The 20196-nt window shown below is 60.1% G+C and carries 11 protein-coding genes and 1 pseudogene; 5 read left to right on the forward strand and 7 right to left on the reverse strand.

Features of this window, described 5'->3' with window-relative positions; translation table 11 throughout:
• Positions 1–90 precede the first annotated feature (90 nt).
• The 3 genes and pseudogenes from GDV60_RS26585 (at position 91) to GDV60_RS16545 (ending at position 6422) form a co-directional block, all read left to right on the forward strand.
• A pseudogene (locus GDV60_RS26585) lies at positions 91–4705 on the forward strand (RHS repeat-associated core domain-containing protein).
• A complete protein-coding gene (locus GDV60_RS16540; protein WP_104910393.1) occupies positions 4702–5112 on the forward strand; it encodes a hypothetical protein in 411 nt (136 codons plus the stop codon). Before GDV60_RS26585 ends, GDV60_RS16540 begins: the two are co-directional and overlap by 4 nt.
• A gap of 761 nt (positions 5113–5873) precedes the next feature.
• Positions 5874–6422, forward strand: a complete 549-nt coding sequence (locus GDV60_RS16545) for a dihydrofolate reductase family protein (protein WP_159908112.1) — start codon at positions 5874–5876, stop codon at positions 6420–6422.
• Positions 6423–6496: 74 nt separating this feature from the next.
• Here the strand turns inward: GDV60_RS16545 and cysS are convergent, their stop codons facing one another.
• A complete protein-coding gene (cysS, locus tag GDV60_RS16550; protein WP_029299468.1) occupies positions 6497–7879 on the reverse strand; it encodes a cysteine--tRNA ligase in 1383 nt (460 codons plus the stop codon).
• 21 nt (positions 7880–7900) lie between these two features.
• Positions 7901–9601, reverse strand: a complete 1701-nt coding sequence (locus tag GDV60_RS16555; RefSeq protein ID WP_029299467.1) for a glutamine--tRNA ligase/YqeY domain fusion protein — start codon at positions 9599–9601, stop codon at positions 7901–7903.
• Positions 9602–9848: 247 nt separating this feature from the next.
• On the opposite strand from GDV60_RS16555, the gene GDV60_RS16560 reads away from it, so the two are divergent.
• Together GDV60_RS16560 and lpxH are read left to right on the forward strand one after the other, a co-directional pair.
• Complete coding sequence (locus tag GDV60_RS16560) at positions 9849–10352, forward strand: peptidylprolyl isomerase (RefSeq protein WP_159908113.1); 504 nt, start codon at positions 9849–9851, stop codon at positions 10350–10352.
• Positions 10349–11098, forward strand: coding sequence for a UDP-2,3-diacylglucosamine diphosphatase (gene lpxH / locus GDV60_RS16565; RefSeq protein WP_159908115.1), 750 nt, complete (start codon positions 10349–10351; stop codon positions 11096–11098). Before GDV60_RS16560 ends, lpxH begins: the two co-directional genes overlap by 4 nt.
• Before the next feature lie 136 nt (positions 11099–11234).
• On the opposite strand, the gene GDV60_RS16570 is transcribed toward lpxH, so the two are convergent.
• From GDV60_RS16570 to GDV60_RS16590, 5 genes are all read right to left on the reverse strand, one after another.
• Entirely contained in the window at positions 11235–12764 is a 1530-nt protein-coding gene (locus GDV60_RS16570) for a DHA2 family efflux MFS transporter permease subunit (RefSeq protein WP_159908117.1), read from the reverse strand.
• Positions 12764–13966: an efflux RND transporter periplasmic adaptor subunit gene (locus GDV60_RS16575; RefSeq protein ID WP_159908119.1), complete on the reverse strand. Its 1203-nt coding sequence runs from the start codon at positions 13964–13966 to the stop codon at positions 12764–12766. The genes GDV60_RS16570 and GDV60_RS16575 overlap by 1 nt, the downstream gene beginning before the upstream one ends.
• Positions 13967–14007: 41 nt before the next feature.
• The gene (locus GDV60_RS16580) at positions 14008–14481 is read right to left on the reverse strand and encodes a MarR family winged helix-turn-helix transcriptional regulator (RefSeq protein WP_029298330.1); all 474 of its coding nucleotides are present in this window, start codon (positions 14479–14481) and stop codon (positions 14008–14010) included.
• Between the two features lie 257 nt (positions 14482–14738).
• Positions 14739–18413 carry a translocation/assembly module TamB domain-containing protein gene (locus GDV60_RS16585; protein ID WP_159908121.1) on the reverse strand — a complete coding sequence of 1225 codons (3675 nt, stop codon included), beginning with the start codon at positions 18411–18413 and terminating at the stop codon, positions 14739–14741.
• The gene (locus GDV60_RS16590; RefSeq protein ID WP_070995480.1) at positions 18410–20137 is read right to left on the reverse strand and encodes an autotransporter assembly complex family protein; all 1728 of its coding nucleotides are present in this window, start codon (positions 20135–20137) and stop codon (positions 18410–18412) included. The genes GDV60_RS16585 and GDV60_RS16590 overlap by 4 nt, the downstream gene beginning before the upstream one ends.
• Between the last annotated feature and the right edge of the window lie 59 nt (positions 20138–20196).

Here is a 20196-nt window from a genome sequence, read left to right on the forward strand (position 1 = left end):
GTAAGCCCATTCTGATTTAACAGACCACACCTCCAACCGCCCTTTTCCTGCGGCATTCTCCGACGCCTTTCTTTTGCAGAGACGTCATGGATGCCAGCCCCTGCCCCTGATTCATCGCCCATCGACCTGATCGAATACGAGCTGAATGGCTTTCACCAGAGCCTGGCGGTATATCGCCAGCAAGTCACCAGCTGGTACGCGCAGGCCCTGGACAAGGCCAGCCATGCCGCGGACTTGCCGGCGTTACTGGGCATGGAGCGGGTGCTGCGGGTCGGGGATTCCCAAATGTCGGTGAGCATGACCGACAGCGACTTTGCTTCCAGTGTTGCCGTGTGCCCGGCAGGCGGTGAGCTGAAGATCGAGAGCAAGTTCGAGTCGGTGTATGACGTGCCGCTGGGCAATCTCCAGGTGCAGGTGATTGGCCTGGATGACGGCAGCTCCACGTTTATCCAACTGGATGAACAGGGTCAGGCCTCCCATCACTGCGTGGCCGGCGGGCGCTATCAGGTGCGTGTGCAGGGCGGGGTGTCGCCGGCGCAGGTCGAGGCGCTGTTTGCGTCCTACGACGGTTTGACCGCTGAGCTGGAAGCCTGGCTGCGCAAGGAGTGGAGGGGTTCAAACCGCACTGGCAGGCCTCCAGCGCGAGCGCCATTGGCAGTGGGATATTGGCCGGGACCTGGTCAGCCATTTCCGGGGTGTGGGACAGCGTGTCGTTGGTGCAGGACATCCTCAAGGACCCGGCCAAGCACATCGAACGCCTCGGCACCCAGGCCGCCGAGTTGGCGGCCCTGGCGCGTGAGGCGCCCCAGGTGATGGAACAGGCGATGTTGCTGGCCAGCGACGAGGCGGCGCTGTACCTGATGCTGCGCACGGCGATGATCTGGCTGTCGGCGTTGCCGCCCAGCCAGGTGGCGGGGAAAACCGCCGAGGTGATTGCCGGCTTTGCCGTGTCGCTGCTCATTGATTTGCTGATTGCGCTGGTGCTGACCATTGCCCTGCAAGGTGCCGGGATCGCGTATCTGGGGCTGCGGCTGGCGAAGTATGGAGCGCAGGTGGTTGAGCTTGCGGTGGGCTTCGTCAAAGGCGTGTTCGACATCCTCAAGCGTTTTACGGCGGCGGTGGATCGCTACAAGGCGGTGGCCGTGCGCGGCGTCGTCGGCGGCTTACAAAAAGGTGGCCTGCAGATGCACTGGGGGCGCGGCGCAATACCACACTCAAGCAACTTGAGGCGGTGGACGACGCGCCCTCCTCCGCGAAAAACCCCAACGGCGCAGCCAGCGCCAGCGCCGATAAAACCGCGACCCATGGCTGCCCGGTGTCCATGGTCACCGGCGAAGAACTGCTGACCCTGACCGATGGCGAGTTGCAGGGCGTATTGCCATTTGCCTGGACGCGGTTGTATCGCACCAGTGCCGTGGAGGTGGATAGCGGCTTGGGGCTTGGCTGGAGCCATTCCCTGGCGCAGCGCCTGGAAGTGGCCGGCGAGTCGGTGGTGTGGACTGATCACGAGAACCGCAGCACCACCTTTCCCCTGCCCACGGCTGCCCGACCAGCCATCAGCAATAGCCTGGCTGAAGCAGCGATTTATCTGGGTGCAGCGTCGGATGAGTTGGTGCTGGCTCAAGGGGCAACGTTCTACCACTTTCAAGGCGGTGTGCTGACGGCGATCAGCGATGGGTATGACAACCGCCTGCGTATTTCCCGCGATGTATCGGGGCGGATTCTGCGCCTGGATAACGATGCCGGACGGGCGCTGCTGTTGCGCTACGAGCGCGGGCACATCGTGGCGGTGGACTACCAGGTGTTTCGCGTGGAAAGCGAAGCGGATGACGCCTGGGTGACTGAGCAGAACGTCGTTTCCTACCGCTACGACGAACAGTGGCGACTGGTTGAGGCGACCAATGCTGTAGGCGAAAGCGAGCGCTATCAGTACGACAGCCTTGCGGTAATCACTGAGCGGCAACTGGCCGGTGGGGCGAGTTTCTTCTGGGCGTGGGAACGCTCTGGCAAGGCGGCGCGCTGTGTGCGGCATTGGGCCAGTTTTGCGCAGATGGATACGCGCTACGTCTGGGATGACGACGGCCGCGTCACCCTGCTTAACGCCGATGGCAGCCAGGAAGTCTATGTGCATGACCCGCGCGCACGGCTGGTGCAGCGGGTTGACCCGGACGGCGGCGAGCATTTCAAGTCTTACGACGCACAGGGCCGGCTGACGGTTGAGCAGGATCCCCTCGGCGCGATTACGGCCTATCAGTACGACGAGGCTGGGCGCTTGGTGGCGCTGTTTCCGGGGATGACGAGCCTACCGCCTACGAGTATGAGCATGGTTTCGTACGGGTCATGCGCCGGGGTGCGGCGGTCTGGAAGTACCAGCGTAATGATCAGGGCGATATCACACGCCAGACTGATCCTGATGGCAATGTCACCGAGTACAGCTATGACAAGCGGGGGCAGTTGCTGGCTGTCTGGTATCCGGACCACAGCTGTCAGCGCCTGATCTGGAATGACCTTGGGCAGTTGGTTGGGGAGCAACTGCCCAATGGCGGCGTGCGGCGTTATCGCTATGACGACCTGGGCCGGCAGATTGCCCGTGAAGATGAACATGGCGCCCTGACCCAGTATCAGTGGGACGCGGTAGGCCGACTGCTCAAGGTGGTATTGCCGGACGGCGCCACCCGCGCATTGAGCTACAACCCCTACGGAAAAATCACCGCCGAGCGCGATGAACTGGGGCGTGTGACCCGGTATGAATATGCCGATGGCTTGCACCTGATCAGTCGCCGGATCAACCCCGACGGTTCTCAACTCAAGTACCGCTACGACAACACCCGCCTGCTGCTGACCGAAATCGAAAACGAGTCAGGCGAGCGCTATCAACTGGCGTACCACCCCAACGGCCTGATCCAGCAGGAAACCGGCTTCGACGGCAAACGCACCGCCTACGTCTACGACCTCAACGGCCACCTGCAGGAAAAACCGAGTTCGGCGACGATGACCGTCAGCTGATTACTGCCTACCAGCGCGATAACGCCGGCCGCCTCATCCGAAAAACCCTGCCCGATGGCAGTACGGTGGATTACACCTACGACCGCCTCGGCAATCTCCTAAGCGTCGACGACGGCCACTGGCCGCTGCACTACGAATACGACCGCCAAAACCGCCTGACCGCCGAACACCAGGGCTGGGGCACCTTGCGTTACGGCTACGACAACTGCGGCCAACTCGACCACCTGCGCCTGCCCGACAACAACCACCTGACCTTCAACCACGACAAGGGCGGCCACCTCGCCACCGTTGAGCTCAATGGCCGCACACTCACCTCGCACCTGTTCAAGGCCGGGCGCGAGCAGCAGCGCCAGCAGGGCCAACTGCTCAGCCACTACCACTACAACGACCAGGGCCGCCTGACCCAACACCAACACCGCCACTACACCTACGACAAAAGCGGCAACCTCACCCGCCTGCTCGACACCCGCAAGGGCCAGCACGACTACCACTACGACCCCTCGACCGCCTGACCCGCGCCGACCACTCCCAGGCCCCCACCGAACGCTTCGCCCACGACCCGGCGGGCAACCTACTGATGCAAGACCGCCCAGGCCCCGGCATCGTCGTCGGCAACCGCCTGTTACTACAAGGCGACCGACATTACGACTACGACGCCTTCGGAAACCTCATACGCGAACGCCGTGGCCGCGCGCAGCAACTGGTCACCGAATACCGCTACGACTGCCAGCACCGCCTGATCGGCATCACCCAACCGGACGGCAGCCAGGCCAGCTATCGCTACGACCCGTTTGGCCGGCGCATCAGCAAAACCGTGGCGGGTAAGACCACCGAGTTTTTCTGGCAAGGCGACAAGCTCATCGCCGAACACACCCATGGCCAGCACCGCAGCTACCTCTACGAGCCTGACAGCTTCAGGCCACTAGCCTTGCTGGAGGGATTTGGTCCGGCCAATACACAAGCATTCCACTACCAACTCGACCACCTGGGTACACCGCAGGAACTGACCAGCGCAGACGGCAAAATCGTTTGGTCTGCCCATTACCAGGCCTACGGGAAAATCACCCGGTTGGACGTAAGCGCGGTGGACAATCCACTGCGCTTTCAGGGGCAGTATTTCGACCGGGAAAGCGGGCTGCATTACAACCGGCATCGCTACTACAATCCGGATAACGGACGCTACCTGACCCCCGACCCGGTGAAGTTGGCGGGTGGGGTGAACGGATATTTGTATGTGCCCAACCCTACGGGATGGGTGGATCCGTTGGGGTTGAATGCGTGTCCGGGTGGGGATGGGTGCAAGCCGAAGGGAAGTAGCGCCGACTCCCCCCACAATGCAGCAACAGATGAGGGTTTACCCTCACTGCCTCTAATTCACGAAGTTGATGCCCGAACTCTGAATCGTACGCACAGTATTGAGGGAAAACGGTCAACCAAACGAGTTGAGGAGATTTCTAGTAACATGCGAAGCAATGGGTACAACAAAAACACCCCTATTGACGTAATCGAATATAACGAGCAGCGTTATATTATTGATGGGCACCATCGGGCGTCTGCAGCAAGGCGAACACATACACTTGTCACCATAAGACTGATTGACAATATAGAAAACCACCATACCTCATTTAGCAGCATCAAAGACGTAGTGAGCTCTTCAAAAACCGCTGGACCAGATAGGCTAGAAAGGTCAAGAAAATGAAAACTCAGACGCTAGAAGATCTAATCAGCGAATACTTAGAGGAAGTTGAAAAGGCAACCAACTTACTTGAATTATCGTTTGGTACAAAAAATATCTTAGGACTGTGGCGTTCAAAACAAATCCCGCAGCGCGGAAAGCTCAGCGATGACGCAACGTACGAACTACATGGAATCGGCTGCAGGGTTTATATATCCGAGAAATGTATTGACTTCGATTACGGCCCCGACGGTCGAATTGATGGCTTCGACTCATGGAGACTTTACATTTACGCATGCGAAGTTCAAAAAAAATACAAAAAATACACTAACAAGACGACGATCGAGCGAGAGTTCAGCGAGTACGTAGAAAAAGGAAAAGCAAAGAAAATTCAGGGTTCAATTTCCAACTTATTTTTCCAGAAACCTTGATAAAAAAATCGGAACAAAAGGAACGAACCTATTTAATCGCAAGTAAATTTAGTAATAGGCCCACTATTGCCCACTATGAATCAACACCAAAAACGCGTTGAGCGGCGGCAAACACTTGCGGCCATTGCTCGCGCAGGGTGCTAAATAGATCCGTTCCTTTAACCAACTACTGGAAGGTTTATACATCAATCCCCTCTCAGATATTTCCGACAGCGTTTTAGGGTTACCACTCGGAAGACGCCCCAATAATCTTCGGCAGTCGCTGCAAATTCGGCGACCGGGTTTCGCAGCCCGGTTAAACTCTAGACGCACAGCGTCCCCCACAAGATAGCGGGCGCTTTTTTATGCCTGATGTTATGGCGGCTGTGCGCGGGATACCTTCGGGTATGCCGGGTTCCTAGAGTCCCGGTCTGCGAACCTGCGTACAACTGCCACCCGGTATCGTTTCGCAGCGATGGGTAGTAGCTCCATAACTCTAGGAGCTTTGCCATGATCAAACACAGTCCAAACCCGCCATTAGACTCAACCTCGCTTCACGCAACTGCTCACCGCTGAACCCTCCTACTGAAACAAAGTGGTCTGCTGAAGACCATGGCATCTTCATCGTGCGCAAAGGAACAGATGCAAAGACGTTGTTGATCAACGCTTCGGAGGATCTTGCGTCGGCTCAACCGCCACGTCGTTCCCATTCGCCGCCAACGTGCAGGCGCTAAAGTGATACCTTCTCGATCCCACTTGATAAAAAAGGAGTTTTACCGCCGGTGAGGATCAAATGTTCCGTCTTTATCGCAACAAGCATTGACGGTTTTATTGCCCGGCCAGATGGGGATATTGAGTGGTTGCACCGACCGGAATATGACAGCTCGGGCTTGAACGGCATCACGTATGAACGCTTCATCGCAACGGTTGACGGGTTGGTCATGGGGCGTAAGACCCTGGAAAAAGTACTGTCCTTTCCAGAGTGGCCCTATGAGGGCACACCGGTCATAGCGCTGTCTCACCAGACCTTGCAGATTCCTGCGCATCTACAGGGCAAGGTGGAGGTCTTGGCAGCCGAGGTGAGCACACTTGTCGAGCAACTGGCCGAGCGCGGCATGAAACATCTTTATATCGACGGCGGCCAGACCATCCAGGCATTTCTTGAAGCAGGCCTGCTCAATGAGTTGATCATCACCCGTATTCCGATTCTGCTAGGTCAGGGGATTCCGTTGTTCGGTCAAATCGGGCACGAATGTGAGCTTCGCCACATCGATACCTGGGCCTCGGACAATGGGTTTGTCCAAAGCCGGTATGCGATCGAGCAACGTTGAATCGCAAAACCGCCACACACAAAAACGCCCCGAACCAGTCGGGGCGTTTTTATTCAGCTTGAAGCAATCAGCCGTCAGTCAGCCAAGCGCCAGGTCGTCCCGCCCTTCCCGTCTTCCAACACCACGCCCATGGCGGTGAGTTGGTCGCGGATGCGGTCGGATTCTGCCCAGTCCTTGTTGGCACGGGCATTCAAGCGGGCCTGGATCAGTGCGTCGACTTCGGCTGCGTCCACACGCCCTTCGGCGCCGGCTTGCAGGAAGTCGTCGGCTTCCATTTGCAGCACGCCCAGCACACTGGCCAGCTCTTTCAAACGTGCCGCCAAACCAGCCGCTGCATCCAGATCGCTCTCGCGCAGGCGGTTGATCTCGCGGACCATTTCGAACAGCACGGCGCAGGCTTCGGGGGTGCCGAAGTCGTCGTTCATCACGCTGGTGAAGCGCTCGACAAATGCTTCGCCACCGGCCGGCGCAACAACTGGCAGGCCTTTTAACGCATGGTAGAAACGTTCCAGGGCGCCCTTGGCGTCCTTGAGGTTGTCTTCCGAGTAGTTGATGGCGCTGCGGTAGTGGCTGGACACCAGCAGGTAACGCACAACTTCCGGGTGGTACTTTTCCAGCACGTCACGGATGGTGAAGAAGTTGTTCAAGGACTTGGACATCTTCTCGCCGTTGATGCGAATCATGCCGCAATGCATCCACGCGTTGGCGTAGGTCTTGCCGGTGGCCGCTTCGCTTTGGGCGATTTCGTTTTCGTGGTGCGGGAACTCAAGGTCGCTGCCGCCGCCATGAATGTCGAAGGTCTCGCCCAGGCAGCAGGTGGACATCACCGAGCATTCGATGTGCCAGCCCGGACGCCCGGCGCCCCACGGCGACTCCCAGCTCGGCTCGCCCGGCTTGGTGCCTTTCCACAGCACGAAGTCCAGCGGATCCTGCTTGGCTTCGTCGACTTCGATGCGCGCGCCGATGCGCAGGTCTTCGATTTTCTTGCGCGACAGCTTGCCGTAGCCCATGAACTTGGCGACGCGGTAGTACACGTCGCCATTGCCCGGGGCGTAGGCGTAGCCCTTGTCGATCAAGGTCTGGATCATCGCGTGCATGCCAGGGATGTGGTCCGTGGCACGCGGCTCCATGTCCGGCTTGAGGATGTTGAGGCGCGCCTCGTCCTCGTGCATGGCCGCAATCATGCGCTCGGTCAGCGCGTCGAACGACTCGCCGTTTTCATTGGCGCGATTGATGATCTTGTCGTCGATGTCGGTGATGTTGCGCACGTACGTCAAGTCGTAGCCGCTAAAACGCAACCAGCGGGTCACCAGGTCGAAGGCGACCATGCTGCGGCCATGGCCGATGTGGCAGTAGTCGTACACGGTCATGCCGCACACGTACATGCGCACCTTGTTGCCATCCAGCGGCTTGAAGACTTCTTTGGTCTTGCTGAGCGTGTTGTAGATCGTTAGCACGATGTTTCCCTTAAGACTTGATCACTGGCCCCACGAATCACGCAAGGTCACGGTACGGTTGAATACCGGAGCGCCTGGTTTCGAGTCCTTGATATCTGCGCAGAAGTAGCCTTCGCGCTCGAACTGGAAACGGTCTTCCGGCTGTGCGTCGCCAAGCGATGGCTCGGCACGACAACCCGTAAGTACTTGCAGGGAGTCAGGGTTGATGTTGTCCAGGAAGCTGGCGCTGTCTTCGGCCTTCTCAGGGTTGGCCGAACGGAACAGACGATCGTACAGGCGCACTTCGCACTCGACGCTGGCGGCTGCCGGCACCCAGTGCACCACGCCCTTGACCTTACGGCCTTCAGGGTTCTTGCCCAGGGTGTCGGGATCGTACGAGCAACGCAGTTCGACGATGTTGCCATCGGCGTCCTTGATCGCCTCAAGGGCACGGATCACGTAGCTGCCACGCAGGCGCACTTCGCCGTTGGGCTCCAGGCGCTTGTAGCCTTTTGGCGGCTCTTCCATGAAGTCATCGCGGTCGATGTAGATTTCACGGGCAAACGGCAGCTTGCGCACGCCCAGTTCTTCTTTTTGCGGATGACGCGGCAGTTCGAGGTTCTCGACCTGGCCTTCCGGGTAGTTGGTGATCACGACTTTCAACGGACGCAGCACACACATGGCGCGCGGGGCATTGTGGTCCAGGTCCTGGCGAATGCTGAATTCCAGCATGCCGAAGTCGACCACGCCGTCGGAGCGGTTGGTGCCGACCATCTCGCAGAAGTTGCGGATCGATGCCGGGGTATAGCCGCGACGGCGGAAGCCCGACAGGGTCGACATGCGTGGGTCATCCCAACCGAACACGTGTTTTTCATCGACCAGTTGCTTGAGCTTGCGCTTGCTGGTGATGGTGTAGTTGAGGTTCAGGCGGCTGAATTCATACTGACGCGGATGCGCCGGTACTGGCAGGCTGTCGAGGAACCATTCGTACAGTGGACGGTGGCTTTCGAACTCCAGGGTGCAAATGGAGTGGGTGATGCCTTCGATGGCGTCCGACTGACCGTGGGTGAAGTCGTAGTTGGGGTAGATGCACCACTTGTCACCGGTCTGGTGGTGATGGGCGTGGCGGATGCGGTACATGATCGGGTCGCGCAGGTTCATGTTCGGCGAGGCCATGTCGATCTTGGCGCGCAGTACGCGGGCACCGTCCGGGAACTCACCGTCGCGCATGCGGGTGAACCAGTCCAGGTTCTCTTCTACCGAACGGTCGCGGAACGGGCTGTTCTTGCCCGGCTCGGTCAGGGTGCCACGGTATTGCTTGGCCTGTTCCGGGCTCAGATCGTCAACATAGGCCTTGCCGGCCTTGATCAGTTCCACGGCCCAGTCGAACAACTGGTCGAAATACTTGGAGGCATAGCGCACTTCACCGGACCATTCGAAGCCCAGCCACTTGATGTCGCTTTCGATGGCGTCGATGTATTCCTGGTCTTCCTTGGCCGGGTTGGTGTCGTCGAAACGCAGGTGCGTGACGCCACCGAACTCCTGGGCCAGGCCGAAGTTCACACAGATCGACTTGGCGTGGCCGATGTGCAGGTAACCGTTGGGCTCAGGCGGGAAACGGGTGACGATCTGCGTGTGCTTGCCCGAATCCAGGTCCGCCTGGATGATCGGGCGCAGGAAATTGACCGGGACGGCAGGTCCGGCCTTGGAATTCGAGGTAGGGTCGACAGTGGGCTTGCTCATAGGATCCTTGAACAGACAGGTACGTGGCCGGGTCAGGCCAGACAAACAAAGGGCTTATCATAGCCGATGCTGTCAAGCACCTGACAGGGCATGCTCAAAAACTGCTGCATTTATTGCATGGGCGGTAAAAAACCACCTCGAAATTCCTGCAGGGCACGCTAAACTGCGCGCCTTGGCAATGTCTTGCCAGACAGGTGCTGGCGTGTGACACGCCAGAACCCACGAATTCCTTGAAAGAGTAGTGAACATGACTCAAGTCAAACTGAGCACCAACCACGGTGACATCGTCATCGAACTGAACGCCGAGAAAGCGCCGCTCACCGTCGCCAACTTCATCGAATACGTTAAAGCCGGCCACTACGAAAACACTGTTTTCCACCGTGTCATCGGCAACTTCATGGTCCAGGGCGGCGGTTTCGAGCCTGGCATGAAAGAAAAGAAAGACAAGCGCCCAAGCATCCAGAACGAAGCGGACAACGGTCTTTCCAACGACAAGCACACCGTCGCCATGGCCCGTACCATGGAGCCGCATTCGGCCTCCGCGCAGTTCTTTATCAACGTGGCCGACAACGGCTTCCTGAACCACAGCGCCAAGACCGTACAGGGTTGGGGCTACGCGGTATTCGGTAAAGTCATCGAAGGCACCGAAGTCGTGGACAAGATCAAGGGTGTCTCCACCACCATGAAGTCCGGCCACCAGGACGTACCAGCAGAAGACGTGATCATCGAGAAAGCCGAGATCATTGCGTGATATTGCTGATTTCAGATTTGCATCTGGAAGAGGAGCGCCCGGATATTACCCGGGCGTTTCTGGATTTACTCCACGGCCGCGCCCGTGGCGCGCAAGCGTTGTACATCCTGGGGGACTTTTTCGAAGCCTGGATTGGCGACGATGGCATGACCCCTTTCCAGCGTTCGATTTGCACCGCTCTACGTGAGTTGAGCGACAGTGGCACCCAAGTATTCCTGATGCATGGCAACCGGGATTTCCTGATCGGCAAGGCGTTCTGCAAAGCAGCAGGCGCGACCTTGCTCAAGGACCCCAGCGTAGTGCAGATGTATGGCGAGCCCGTGCTGTTGATGCACGGCGACAGCCTGTGTACCCGCGACCTCGGCTATATGAAGCTGCGGCGCATCCTGCGTAACCCCATTGTGTTGTTTACCCTGCGCCACCTGCCCTTGCGCACTCGCCATAAACTGGCGCGCAAGCTGCGCAGTGAAAGCCGTGCGCAGACGCGCATGAAGGCCAACGATATTGTCGATGTGACGCCCGAGGAAGTGCCACGGGTGATGCAGCAGTTCGGCGTGCGCACCCTGGTCCACGGCCACACCCACCGCCCGGCCATTCACAAATTGCAGATTGGCGAGCAGGCGGCCAAGCGCATTGTGCTGGGGGATTGGGACAAGCAAGGCTGGGCGTTGCAGGTGGATGAGCAAGGGTTTCAATTGGCGGCGTTTGACTTCGTCAACCCGCAGTTGGCGTTGCCTGGCGCCTGACTTACAAACAACACGAATCAAATGTGGGAGCGGGCTTGCTCGCGAATGCGCTGTGTCAGTCGACACCTTAGGTGACTGACACAGTGCATTCGCGAGCAAGCCCGCTCCCACATTTTTGACCGCGTGCGCTGCAAGATCAGTGACCCGACGCCGCCGGCCCTGCCTTCGCGGTAAACGGCGGCTTGGCCAGCCACACCAGCAGGATCAAGCCCATGAACATCCACCCCAGCAACGTGAAATAGTCCACGGTGGACATCATGTATGCCTGGCTGGTGAGCACCTGGTCCAGTTGCGCATAGGCCTTGTGGCCCGCACCGCCCAGGGTGTTCAGCGCCTCGCGGGTGGCCGAGTCGTACACACTCATGCTCTCGCTCATGTAGGCATGATGCTGGTCAGCCCGGCGAATCCAGATCCAGGTAGTCAACGATGCCGCAAAGCTGCCGCCCAGGGTTCGCAGGAAGGTCGCCAGGCCCGCACCGTCGGCGATCTGGTGCGGCGGCAGGTCGGACATCAGGATGCTCAAGGTCGGCATAAAGAACAGCGCCACACCGATGCCCATGAACAGTTGCACCAGAGCGATGTGCTGGAAGTCCACTTCATTGGTGAAACCGGCGCGCATAAAGCAGCTCAGGCCAATCGCCAGGAACGCCAGGCCGGCCAGCAGCCGCAAATCGAACTTGTGTGCGTACTTGCCGACAAAAGGCGACATGAGCACCGGCAGGATGCCGATCGGCGCCACGGCCAAACCGGCCCAAGTGGCGGTGTAGCCCATCTGCGTCTGCAGCCATTGCGGCAGGATCAGGTTGATCCCGAAGAACCCGGCATAGCCCAGCACCAGCACAATGGTGCCGATGCGGAAGTTACGGTGGGCAAACAGGCGTAGGTTGACCACCGGATGTTTGTCGGTCATTTCCCAGATCACGAACACCGCCAGGGCGATCACCGAGATGGCCGCGCCGATGATGATGAAATTGGATTCGAACCAGTCCAGGTCGTTGCCCTTGTCGAGGATGATCTGCAAGGCACCGACCCCGACGATCAGGCTCAATAGGCCGACATAATCCATCGGCTGATGGCTGGTGACCACAGGCCGCTTCCTGAGCTGCGAACGTACCACCATCACCGCAAAAATCCCGATGGGCACGTTGATGAAGAAGATCCACGGCCAGCTGTAGCTGTCGGTGATCCAGCCGCCAAGAATGGGACCTGCAATCGGCGCGACCACCGTGACCATCGCCAGCAGTGCCAGGGCCATGCCGCGCCTGGCAGGTGGATAGACGGCGATCAGCAAGGTCTGGGTCATCGGGTACAGCGGCCCCGCCACCAGGCCTTGCAGCACCCGGAAGCCGATCAGCTCGGGCATCGAAGTGGAGATACCACACAGGAACGAGGCCAGCACAAACAGAAGCGTGGCCCACAAAAACAGCTTCACTTCGCCAAAGCGCCGGCTCAACCAGCCGGTCAAAGGCAGCGCAATGGCATTGCTCACGGCAAATGAGGTGATGACCCAGGTGCCCTGCTCCGAACTCACCCCCAGGTTGCCAGAGATGGTCGGCAGCGCCACGTTGGCGATGGTGGTGTCGAGCACCTGCATAAAGGTCGCCAGGGACAGGCCAATGGTGGCCATCAGCAAGCTGGGCGGCGTGAAGGAGGCGTTATTGCTCATCAGCGTTGTGCTGCCTTGGGCGCGGCCACGCTGTTGTCATGGATCAACTGGGTGATCATCGCGTCGGCCTCGGCCAACTGGCGGTCGTACACATTGGTACTGAACGAGGCCTTTTGCGGCGGTTGTTGCGCGAGCACCGGGCCGCTCTGGTCGTGCAGGTTGACTTCCACCTGGGTCGACAACCCCACCCGCAACGGGTGCTGGGCCAACTCCTGGGCATTGATATGGATGCGCACCGGCACCCGTTGCACAATCTTGATCCAGTTACCCGTGGCGTTCTGTGCCGGCAGCAGGGCAAACGCACTGCCGGTGCCGGCGCCGAGGCTGTCGACGGTGCCGCTGTATTTCACATCACTGCCGTAGATATCGGCCTCGATGTCCACCGGCTGGCCAATGCGCATCTGGCGCAGTTGGGTTTCCTTGAAGTTGGCGTCGATCCACAGTTGGTCCAGGGGAATCACCGCCATCAACGCCGTGCCCGGCTCGACCCGCTGGCCCAGCTGTACGGTGCGCTTGGCCACATAGCCGGTGACCGGGGCGATCAAGGTACTGCGCGCATTGGTCAGGTAGGCCTGGCGCAACTGCGCGGCAGCGGCCTGCACATCCGGGTGGGACGAGATCACCGTGTCATCCACCAGCGCGGTGGAGGTATTGAGTTGCTGTTGCAGGTTGGCCAGTGAGTTGCTCGCCGCGCTCAGGGCATCACGGGCATGGGACAGTTCTTCCAGGGAAATCGCGCCACCCTGGGCGAGGATCCTGCGGCGGTTGAAGTTGTCCTGGGCAGTTTGCACTTGGGCTTTTTGTGCCTGAACCTGGGCTTTCATGCCATCCACATTGCTGTACAGGCCGCGCACCTGGCGTACGGTGCGTGCCAGGTTGGCCTGGGCACTTTGCAAGCCGACGGCCGCGTCGTTGGGGTCGAAGTTGATCAGCACCTGACCTTCGTGGACCAGGTCGCCATCATCGGCGCCAATGCTGACCACGGTGCCGGTGACCAGCGGGGTGATTTCCACCACGTTGCCGTTCACGTAGGCGTCGTCGGTGCTTTCGCTCCAACGGCCATAGAGCTCGTGCCAGCCCCAGACGCCCACGACGCAGAGCACGACGATCAGCGCCAGGCCCAGCAACATGATCTTGCGTTTGCGCGGGTTGCTGTCGTCGGGTTGGGAGGGTGCGGTGTTGTTTGCTTGGGCAGTAGCCATGACAAATACCTTGCGTTATTCAGCGCGCGTGACTGGCGTGTTCATTGAGTCCCGACCCGTTGCAGGGTGATGGGGTCACCCGCAGCGATCAGGATTTTCTTGAGGATGTATTCCAGGGTCTGCAATTCCCCCGGTTCGAGTACGCCAGCCAGCTGGTTCAGGGCCTGGGCGCCGATCTGCGGCAACATGTCCGCCAGGCGCTGGCCGTCGGCGGTCAACACAAGCTGCACCTGGCGCCGGTCCTGCTCGGAACGCTTGCGTGCCAGCAGGTGTTTTTGCTCCAGGCGGTCGAGCATGCGGGTCATCGAGCCACTGTCCAGGGACAGGTTACGGCACAGCTCCGCCGGGGTATCGACACCGAACTGGGCCATGATGATCAACACCTTGAACTGCGCGGCGGTGATGCCGTGGGGTTCCATATGGGTGTCGATGATGCGGTCTTTGAGAATCGCGGCACGCCCCAGCAACAGGCCGAGGTGGCAGTTGTGGAAGTTTTCCGGGGTGAAGTGTTTCATCGAAAGTCACCTTATTACTGCCTAGGCAGTGAATATGTGACCAAATATTACTGCCTAGGCAGCGAATGTCAAATAAATAGTTAGGTTGCTTGGTAATCAGGCGATGACTGGAGCCATGGGAAGGTTCTGAATCCACGACAAAACAAATGTGGGAGCTGGCTTGCCTGCGATAGCGGTGTGTCAGCCACTAGAGATAGTGACTGACACACCGCTATCGCAGGCAAGCCAGCTCCCACAATTTGATTGACGTTTAAGCGTCAGAAATCCCGTTTGTAGAAGATATCCAGGGAGCTTGCCACGCCGCTGGCCACTTCCAGATACACCCGCTTGCTCAGCAGGTAGCGCAAGGCGATGGTGCTGGCCGGTTCAAACACCCCCACGCCGTAACGCAAGCTGAGCTTTTCGGTGATCTTGCCGCTGGCCACCACCGCCGTATTGTTGCCGCTGCCCTGGGTGTCCAGTTCGAAGTCCTGGATTCCCAGGTTCTTGGCAATGTCCGACGTCACCCCGGCACTGCCCATCAACCCCAGGCCCAGCGCCGCTTGCGCCAGCATGTTGTTGTCTTCACCGGTGGTGCTCAACGGACGGCCCAGCACCAGGTAGGACAGCGCCTGCTCCTGGCTCATGGCCGGTTCCGAGAAGATTTGCGTGGTGGGTTGCTCGGCACTGCCGCTCAGGCGGATACCCGCGATCACGTCGTCGGTCTTGCGGATGGCTTCGATATCCAGATACGGCTGGTCGAGCGGCCCGGCGAACAGCAGGCGCGCACGGCGCACATCGAGTCTCTGGCCGTAGGCACGGTAACGGCCGTCGTTGAGCCAGAGTTCGCCACGGGTGTCCATGTTATCGCCGATATGCACCCGGCCCTGGACCTTGGCCGTGAGGCCGAAGCCCGCGAAGTTGAGCTGATCCTCGCCCACCACCACGTTGATATCCATGGCCATGGCCATCGGCGGCTTGCCTTCTTCGGTCTGGCTGCCAACGATCACCGTGTCATCCGAGACCTTGACCGTCGAAGGCGGCAATTCGCGCACGGTGATATCACCGCGCGGGATGTGGACATTACCGGCGATCGCCAACTTGTCGTCCTTGAGGCTGATCTTCAAGTCGGGCGCCACTTCCAGCTTGGCGTAGGGTTCGACCGTAACCGGTAATTGCGAACCCTGCAGGCTGAGGTCAACGATCAGGGCCCGGCCCCAGTCGATCTGGCCCTTGAGGCTGCCCTGCCCGGCCTTGCCGCTGCGCCAGCCGCCGTTGAGCTGTACGCTTTCACCGGCAATCAGTGCCTGCACGTTCAGGCCCTCAAGGCTGATCGGCAGTTCGGGCCCGGAAATCTCGCCCGCGATCAGGTTGATATTGCCGTTGACCTGCGGCGCCAGCAGCCCGCCGGAAATACGCCCGCTGCCGTTGAGTTTGCCGCTGAGTTTTTCCACCATCGGCACAAACGGTCGCGCTACCGCCAGGTCCAGGCCGGTGAGGCTGAAGTTGCCAGAGATCGGCTTGTTTTTCGCCAAGGGGTTGAGCTGTGCCTGCAACAGCAACTCACCGAGTTTGCCACCGCGGAAATTCAGCTGGGTATCGATGCGCGTAGGGTTGAGCGTGGTTTCCAGCTTGAGGGTGTCGTAGGGGAAATCCAGCCACTGGTCCTTGTCTTTGACCCGCAGGGTGCCGCCACTGGCATCCACCGCGATCAGGCCTTTGGGGCCACTGGCCGGCAGGTCGAGCTGGATATCGGCGTTGAGCTTGCCCTGCCAGGCAAAATCCTTGGGCAGCCATTGCGCCAGGCTGTCGATGGGGAATTGCTTGAGGTGGTAGCGCAGCTTGGGATCGGGCATCAGCCGCTGGTCTTCGCCACACAGGCTGGCGGGCCCGGAGACCCAGCAATGGGCAGCGAAGCTCAGCTTGCCGTCGGCCATACGCTCGATTTTTGCCGGGGCCTGCAGTTTCCAGTCCTGGCCACCGGCCTGTACATCACCACTGGCCAGGCGCCCGCGCCAGTTGCCTTTGTCGAGCGTGCCGTCCAGGGCCAGGGCCAGCTTGACCAGGGGGCCCATCAGGTCCAGTTGGACTTTCTGGCTTTTGATATCGCCCTGGGCGCTGGCGGTCAGGGTGCCGAGCTGGGTGTCACCGGCCTGGATGCCGCTGCCCTTGAGGTCGATCTTCGCCCGTTGCGCGCTATCAAGTGTCGCGTCCAGGCTGAGGGCTTGCAGGCGATTGTCTTCAAACACCAGTTGCTGGCCCTTGAGGTCGAGCTTGCCCTGGGGGGCCTTTAAAGTGCCGGCCACATCGAGCCGCCCATTGACCTGCCCACGCAACTGCGGCCAGAGCTGGGCCAGGCGTGCGAGCTTGATGTCGATCTGCCCGGCCAGGCGCTGTTGCAGGCTGCCACTGCCATTGATACGGTTGTCACCCAGGCGGATATCCAGGTTGGCCAGGGTCCATTGCTCACCCGCGCCTTCGGCCTTGGCCGCCAGCACGGCGGGCTGGCCGCGCAAACGCCCCTTCAGATCAAGGTCAGCGGTGAGCTTGAGTTGTTCGTTTTTCATTTCACCCTGGCTGCGCAGCGGCCCGGCGAGCGTGCCCGGCAGTTCCGCGACCCAGTACGCCGGGTTGATCGCCGACAGGTCAAGCGCCGTATCCCAGGCGATGCCATCGGCAAATTGCAGGTTCAGGTGGCCTTCGGCCTTGCCTTGGCCGGCAACCAGTTTCAGTTCTGGCAGGAACACTTGGGTCAGGTCGCCACTGAATGGCGTAACCAGACTGAACTTGCCGGCCGGCCCATCGAGGTCGGCCTTGAGATTGCCCAGGTAATTGCCGTCCTTGTAGGAGACTTCGCCGTTGAAGGTACGCAACACCACTTGCGGCTCGTCAATCAGCGGGTACAGGCGGTGCCAGGGGAAATCCAGCCAGTCGATTTTTGCATCTGCGCTGAAGCCCTGCTGCCAATCCAGTTGGGCACTGAGCTTGAGGCTCTGCTTATCCCCGGCATTCAGGTCAAGGCCGGCGATCTGTGCGCCCTTGGCGTCGACCCGGCCTTGCAGCAACAGGTCAACCGGGCCCTTTTCTGCGGGTAATACGGCCTTGCCCAACAGTTGATAGCCCTTGCCCAGGTCGCCCTTGGCCGTCAGGTCCAGTTGGTTGAGCTGCAGGGTGTCCGGCAAGTCGGCGGCGGGCTTGAAGCCATCGGCGGTGATCTGCAGTTGCGCCGGCAGGTTCTCGACCAGAGGTTGCAGTTCGCCCTTGAGCTTGGCGGGCAGGTAGCCCGTGCTGTCGGCGTCGAGCTTGAGGGTCTTGAGCAAATCACCCGTGACGTTCAGCGCCACGGCCCATGGCGCGCCACCCGGAGCGTAGGGCAGGCTCAGGTTACCGGTCGCCGTCAGCGGCCAGTCACCGGTTGGTTGCAGCATACCGCTGAGGTCCAGCACCAGGCCGTCGCGCTGCAGGTGCACCGCGTCGATCTGCATTCCTTCGGCGGTCCAATGGGCCGCCAGTTGCAGGCCCTGGAGTTCTTCGCTGCCGTTGAACAGCAGGCTGCCTACACGCACGTCGCCCAGTTCGATGGCCAGGGGCAGGTTCAAGTCTGGCAGGGTAATCGGACCGCTGCTTTCTTCGGTGCTGGGTGGGAACTGCAGGCTCACCTGCTCCACGTCCAGTTGCCGGATGCACAAGGTCATGCGCAGCAGGCACGCCGGCGACCAGTCGAATTTCGGCGCATTGAGTTCCACGCGGCTGCTGTCCTGCTGCCACAGCAGATGGTCGGCGCTCCATTGCCCGCCCAGGTGGCCCTGGAAGTTGTCCACGCTCAACCCCGGAACCTGGCCGAGTGCCCAGCGACTGCCGACTTGCGTACCCAGTACGCTCCACACGGCCAGGGGCACCAAGGCGACAAGCGCCACCACACTCAGACCCGCTATTTTCAAACCACGCTTCACAGCTCAGGCCCCATGGAAAAGTGCAAACGAACGCCGCCCGGATCTTCCAGGGCATGGGCCAGGTCAAGGCGAATCGGGCCGACTGGCGACACCCAGCGCACGCCGATGCCGACCCCGGTTTTCAGGCTCGGCAACTCAAGGCTGTTAAAGGAATTGCCCTGGTCGACAAAGGTCGCGATCCGCCATTTTTCGGCGATGGAATATTGATACTCGGCGCTCAAGGCCACCATATAGCGGCCACCGATACGGTCGCCTTTGTTGTTTTCCGGGGACAGGGTCTGGTACTCGTAGCCACGCACGCTCTGGTCGCCACCGGCAAAAAAGCGCAGGGACGGCGGCACCGACTTGTAGCCGTTGGTGGCGCTGCCGCCAAACTGTGCACGGCCGAGGAAGCGGTGCTTGTCCCACACCGTGGTCAAGCCCTTGATCATCGCGGTGCCGTACAGCAGGTTGGTGTCCGAGCCCAGCCCCTCTTTAGCCACCTTGGTATCGAACTGCAGGCGATAGCCGTTATGGGGGTCGATGCGGTTGTCGCTGCGCAGGTAGGAATAGCTGATTCCCGGCATCAGCAAATTGCTCAAGCCGGAGTCATCCCCCAGGCGATATTCTTCGCGCTGCCATTTGAGCGAGATCACCCGTGTCCAGCCGCTGGGCAACTTGCTGTGCCATTCCGGGCCGAGGGTGAGCAGTTTGCTGAGGGTGTCGGTGTTGGCCAGTTCTTCGTTCTGGTAGCCACCGGCAAAGCGCAGCTTGTCGGTCAGTGGCGGGTCGAGGGGGATGTCGTACCACAGGCCGACGTTCTGCCGGGGCGCCGACAGTTCCGCCTCCCAGCCATAGCTATGCCCCTGGGGGTTGACCCAGTGCCGCGTCCAGTTGGCCTTGCCGCGCGGGCCGACGTCGGTGGAAAAACCCAGGCCCAGGCCCATGGTCCGGGGTTTGCGGGTTTCCAGCTGGACTGCCACCGGGATCACATCATTGGCCGCTGCGGCCGGGGCCGCGTCCACCCGCACGCCCTCGAAATAACCGCTCGACTGCAGGGCCTGGTTCAGCTCGGCAATCAGCTCGGAATCGTAAGGGGTGCCACTCTGGAACGGCACCATGCGTTGCAACAGTTCTTCATCAAAGGGGGTATCGCCGGCAAAGTTGACCTTGCCGAGGGTGTAGCGCGGGCCGCTGTCGTAGACCAGCTCGATATCGGCCACGCCCGCCTGGGGATCGACAGACAGTTTCTGCTGGGTAAAACGGCCACTGAAATAGCCGAAGCGCGAGGCCTGGTTCTGGATCAGGCGCTTGGCGTCTTCGTAATGACCATGGTTGAGTACGGCGCCGGACTTGAGGTCTTGGCTATCGGGCACGCGAAAGGATTTGAGCTCTGCCGCCGGGCCGTCCACCCGAATCGTGACATTACGCAAATGCACGGGCTCGCCAGGGTCGATGCTGAGGATCAGGCGCGGGTTCTTGCCGGCCTTTACCTCACTGGCAATCTGCGGCTGATAAAAGCCCAGTGCCTGGGCGGCCTTGCGCGCCTGCTCCTCGGCACCGCGACTGAAGCGCAGCAAGGCCTCCTCATCACGCTCGCCAACCCCGCCGATATAGCCTTCGATATTGGCCTTCAGCGCATCGTTTGAAGGTTTGACCCGCACGTCCAACTCGCTTTGCGCCAAGGCGCCGCAGCTTGTGAACAGCAGAATCAAGCCGCTGGTAAATCTATTGGAAAACTTCATAGGCGCGGATGCTACACGAGCTGGGGAGCACCTTAGAACCGGGAATTGTCTGAATAATT

The organism is Pseudomonas sp. DTU12.1 (assembly GCF_009873475.1).
Lineage (GTDB): Bacteria > Pseudomonadota > Gammaproteobacteria > Pseudomonadales > Pseudomonadaceae > Aquipseudomonas > Aquipseudomonas proteolytica.

Excerpts from the sequence above, each read along its gene's own strand:
- GDV60_RS16540 (WP_104910393.1), top strand. The coding sequence starts at position 4,702 with ATGAAAACTCAGACGCTAGAAGATCTAATCAGCGAATACTTAGAGGAA.
- GDV60_RS16560 (WP_159908113.1), top strand. The coding sequence starts at position 9,849 with ATGACTCAAGTCAAACTGAGCACCAACCACGGTGACATCGTCATCGAA.
- GDV60_RS16570 (WP_159908117.1), bottom strand. The coding sequence starts at position 12,764 with ATGAGCAATAACGCCTCCTTCACGCCGCCCAGCTTGCTGATGGCCACC.
- GDV60_RS16575 (WP_159908119.1), bottom strand. The coding sequence starts at position 13,966 with ATGGCTACTGCCCAAGCAAACAACACCGCACCCTCCCAACCCGACGAC.
- GDV60_RS16555 (WP_029299467.1), bottom strand. The coding sequence starts at position 9,601 with ATGAGCAAGCCCACTGTCGACCCTACCTCGAATTCCAAGGCCGGACCT.
- GDV60_RS16580 (WP_029298330.1), bottom strand. The coding sequence starts at position 14,481 with ATGAAACACTTCACCCCGGAAAACTTCCACAACTGCCACCTCGGCCTG.
- GDV60_RS16590 (WP_070995480.1), bottom strand. The coding sequence starts at position 20,137 with ATGAAGTTTTCCAATAGATTTACCAGCGGCTTGATTCTGCTGTTCACA.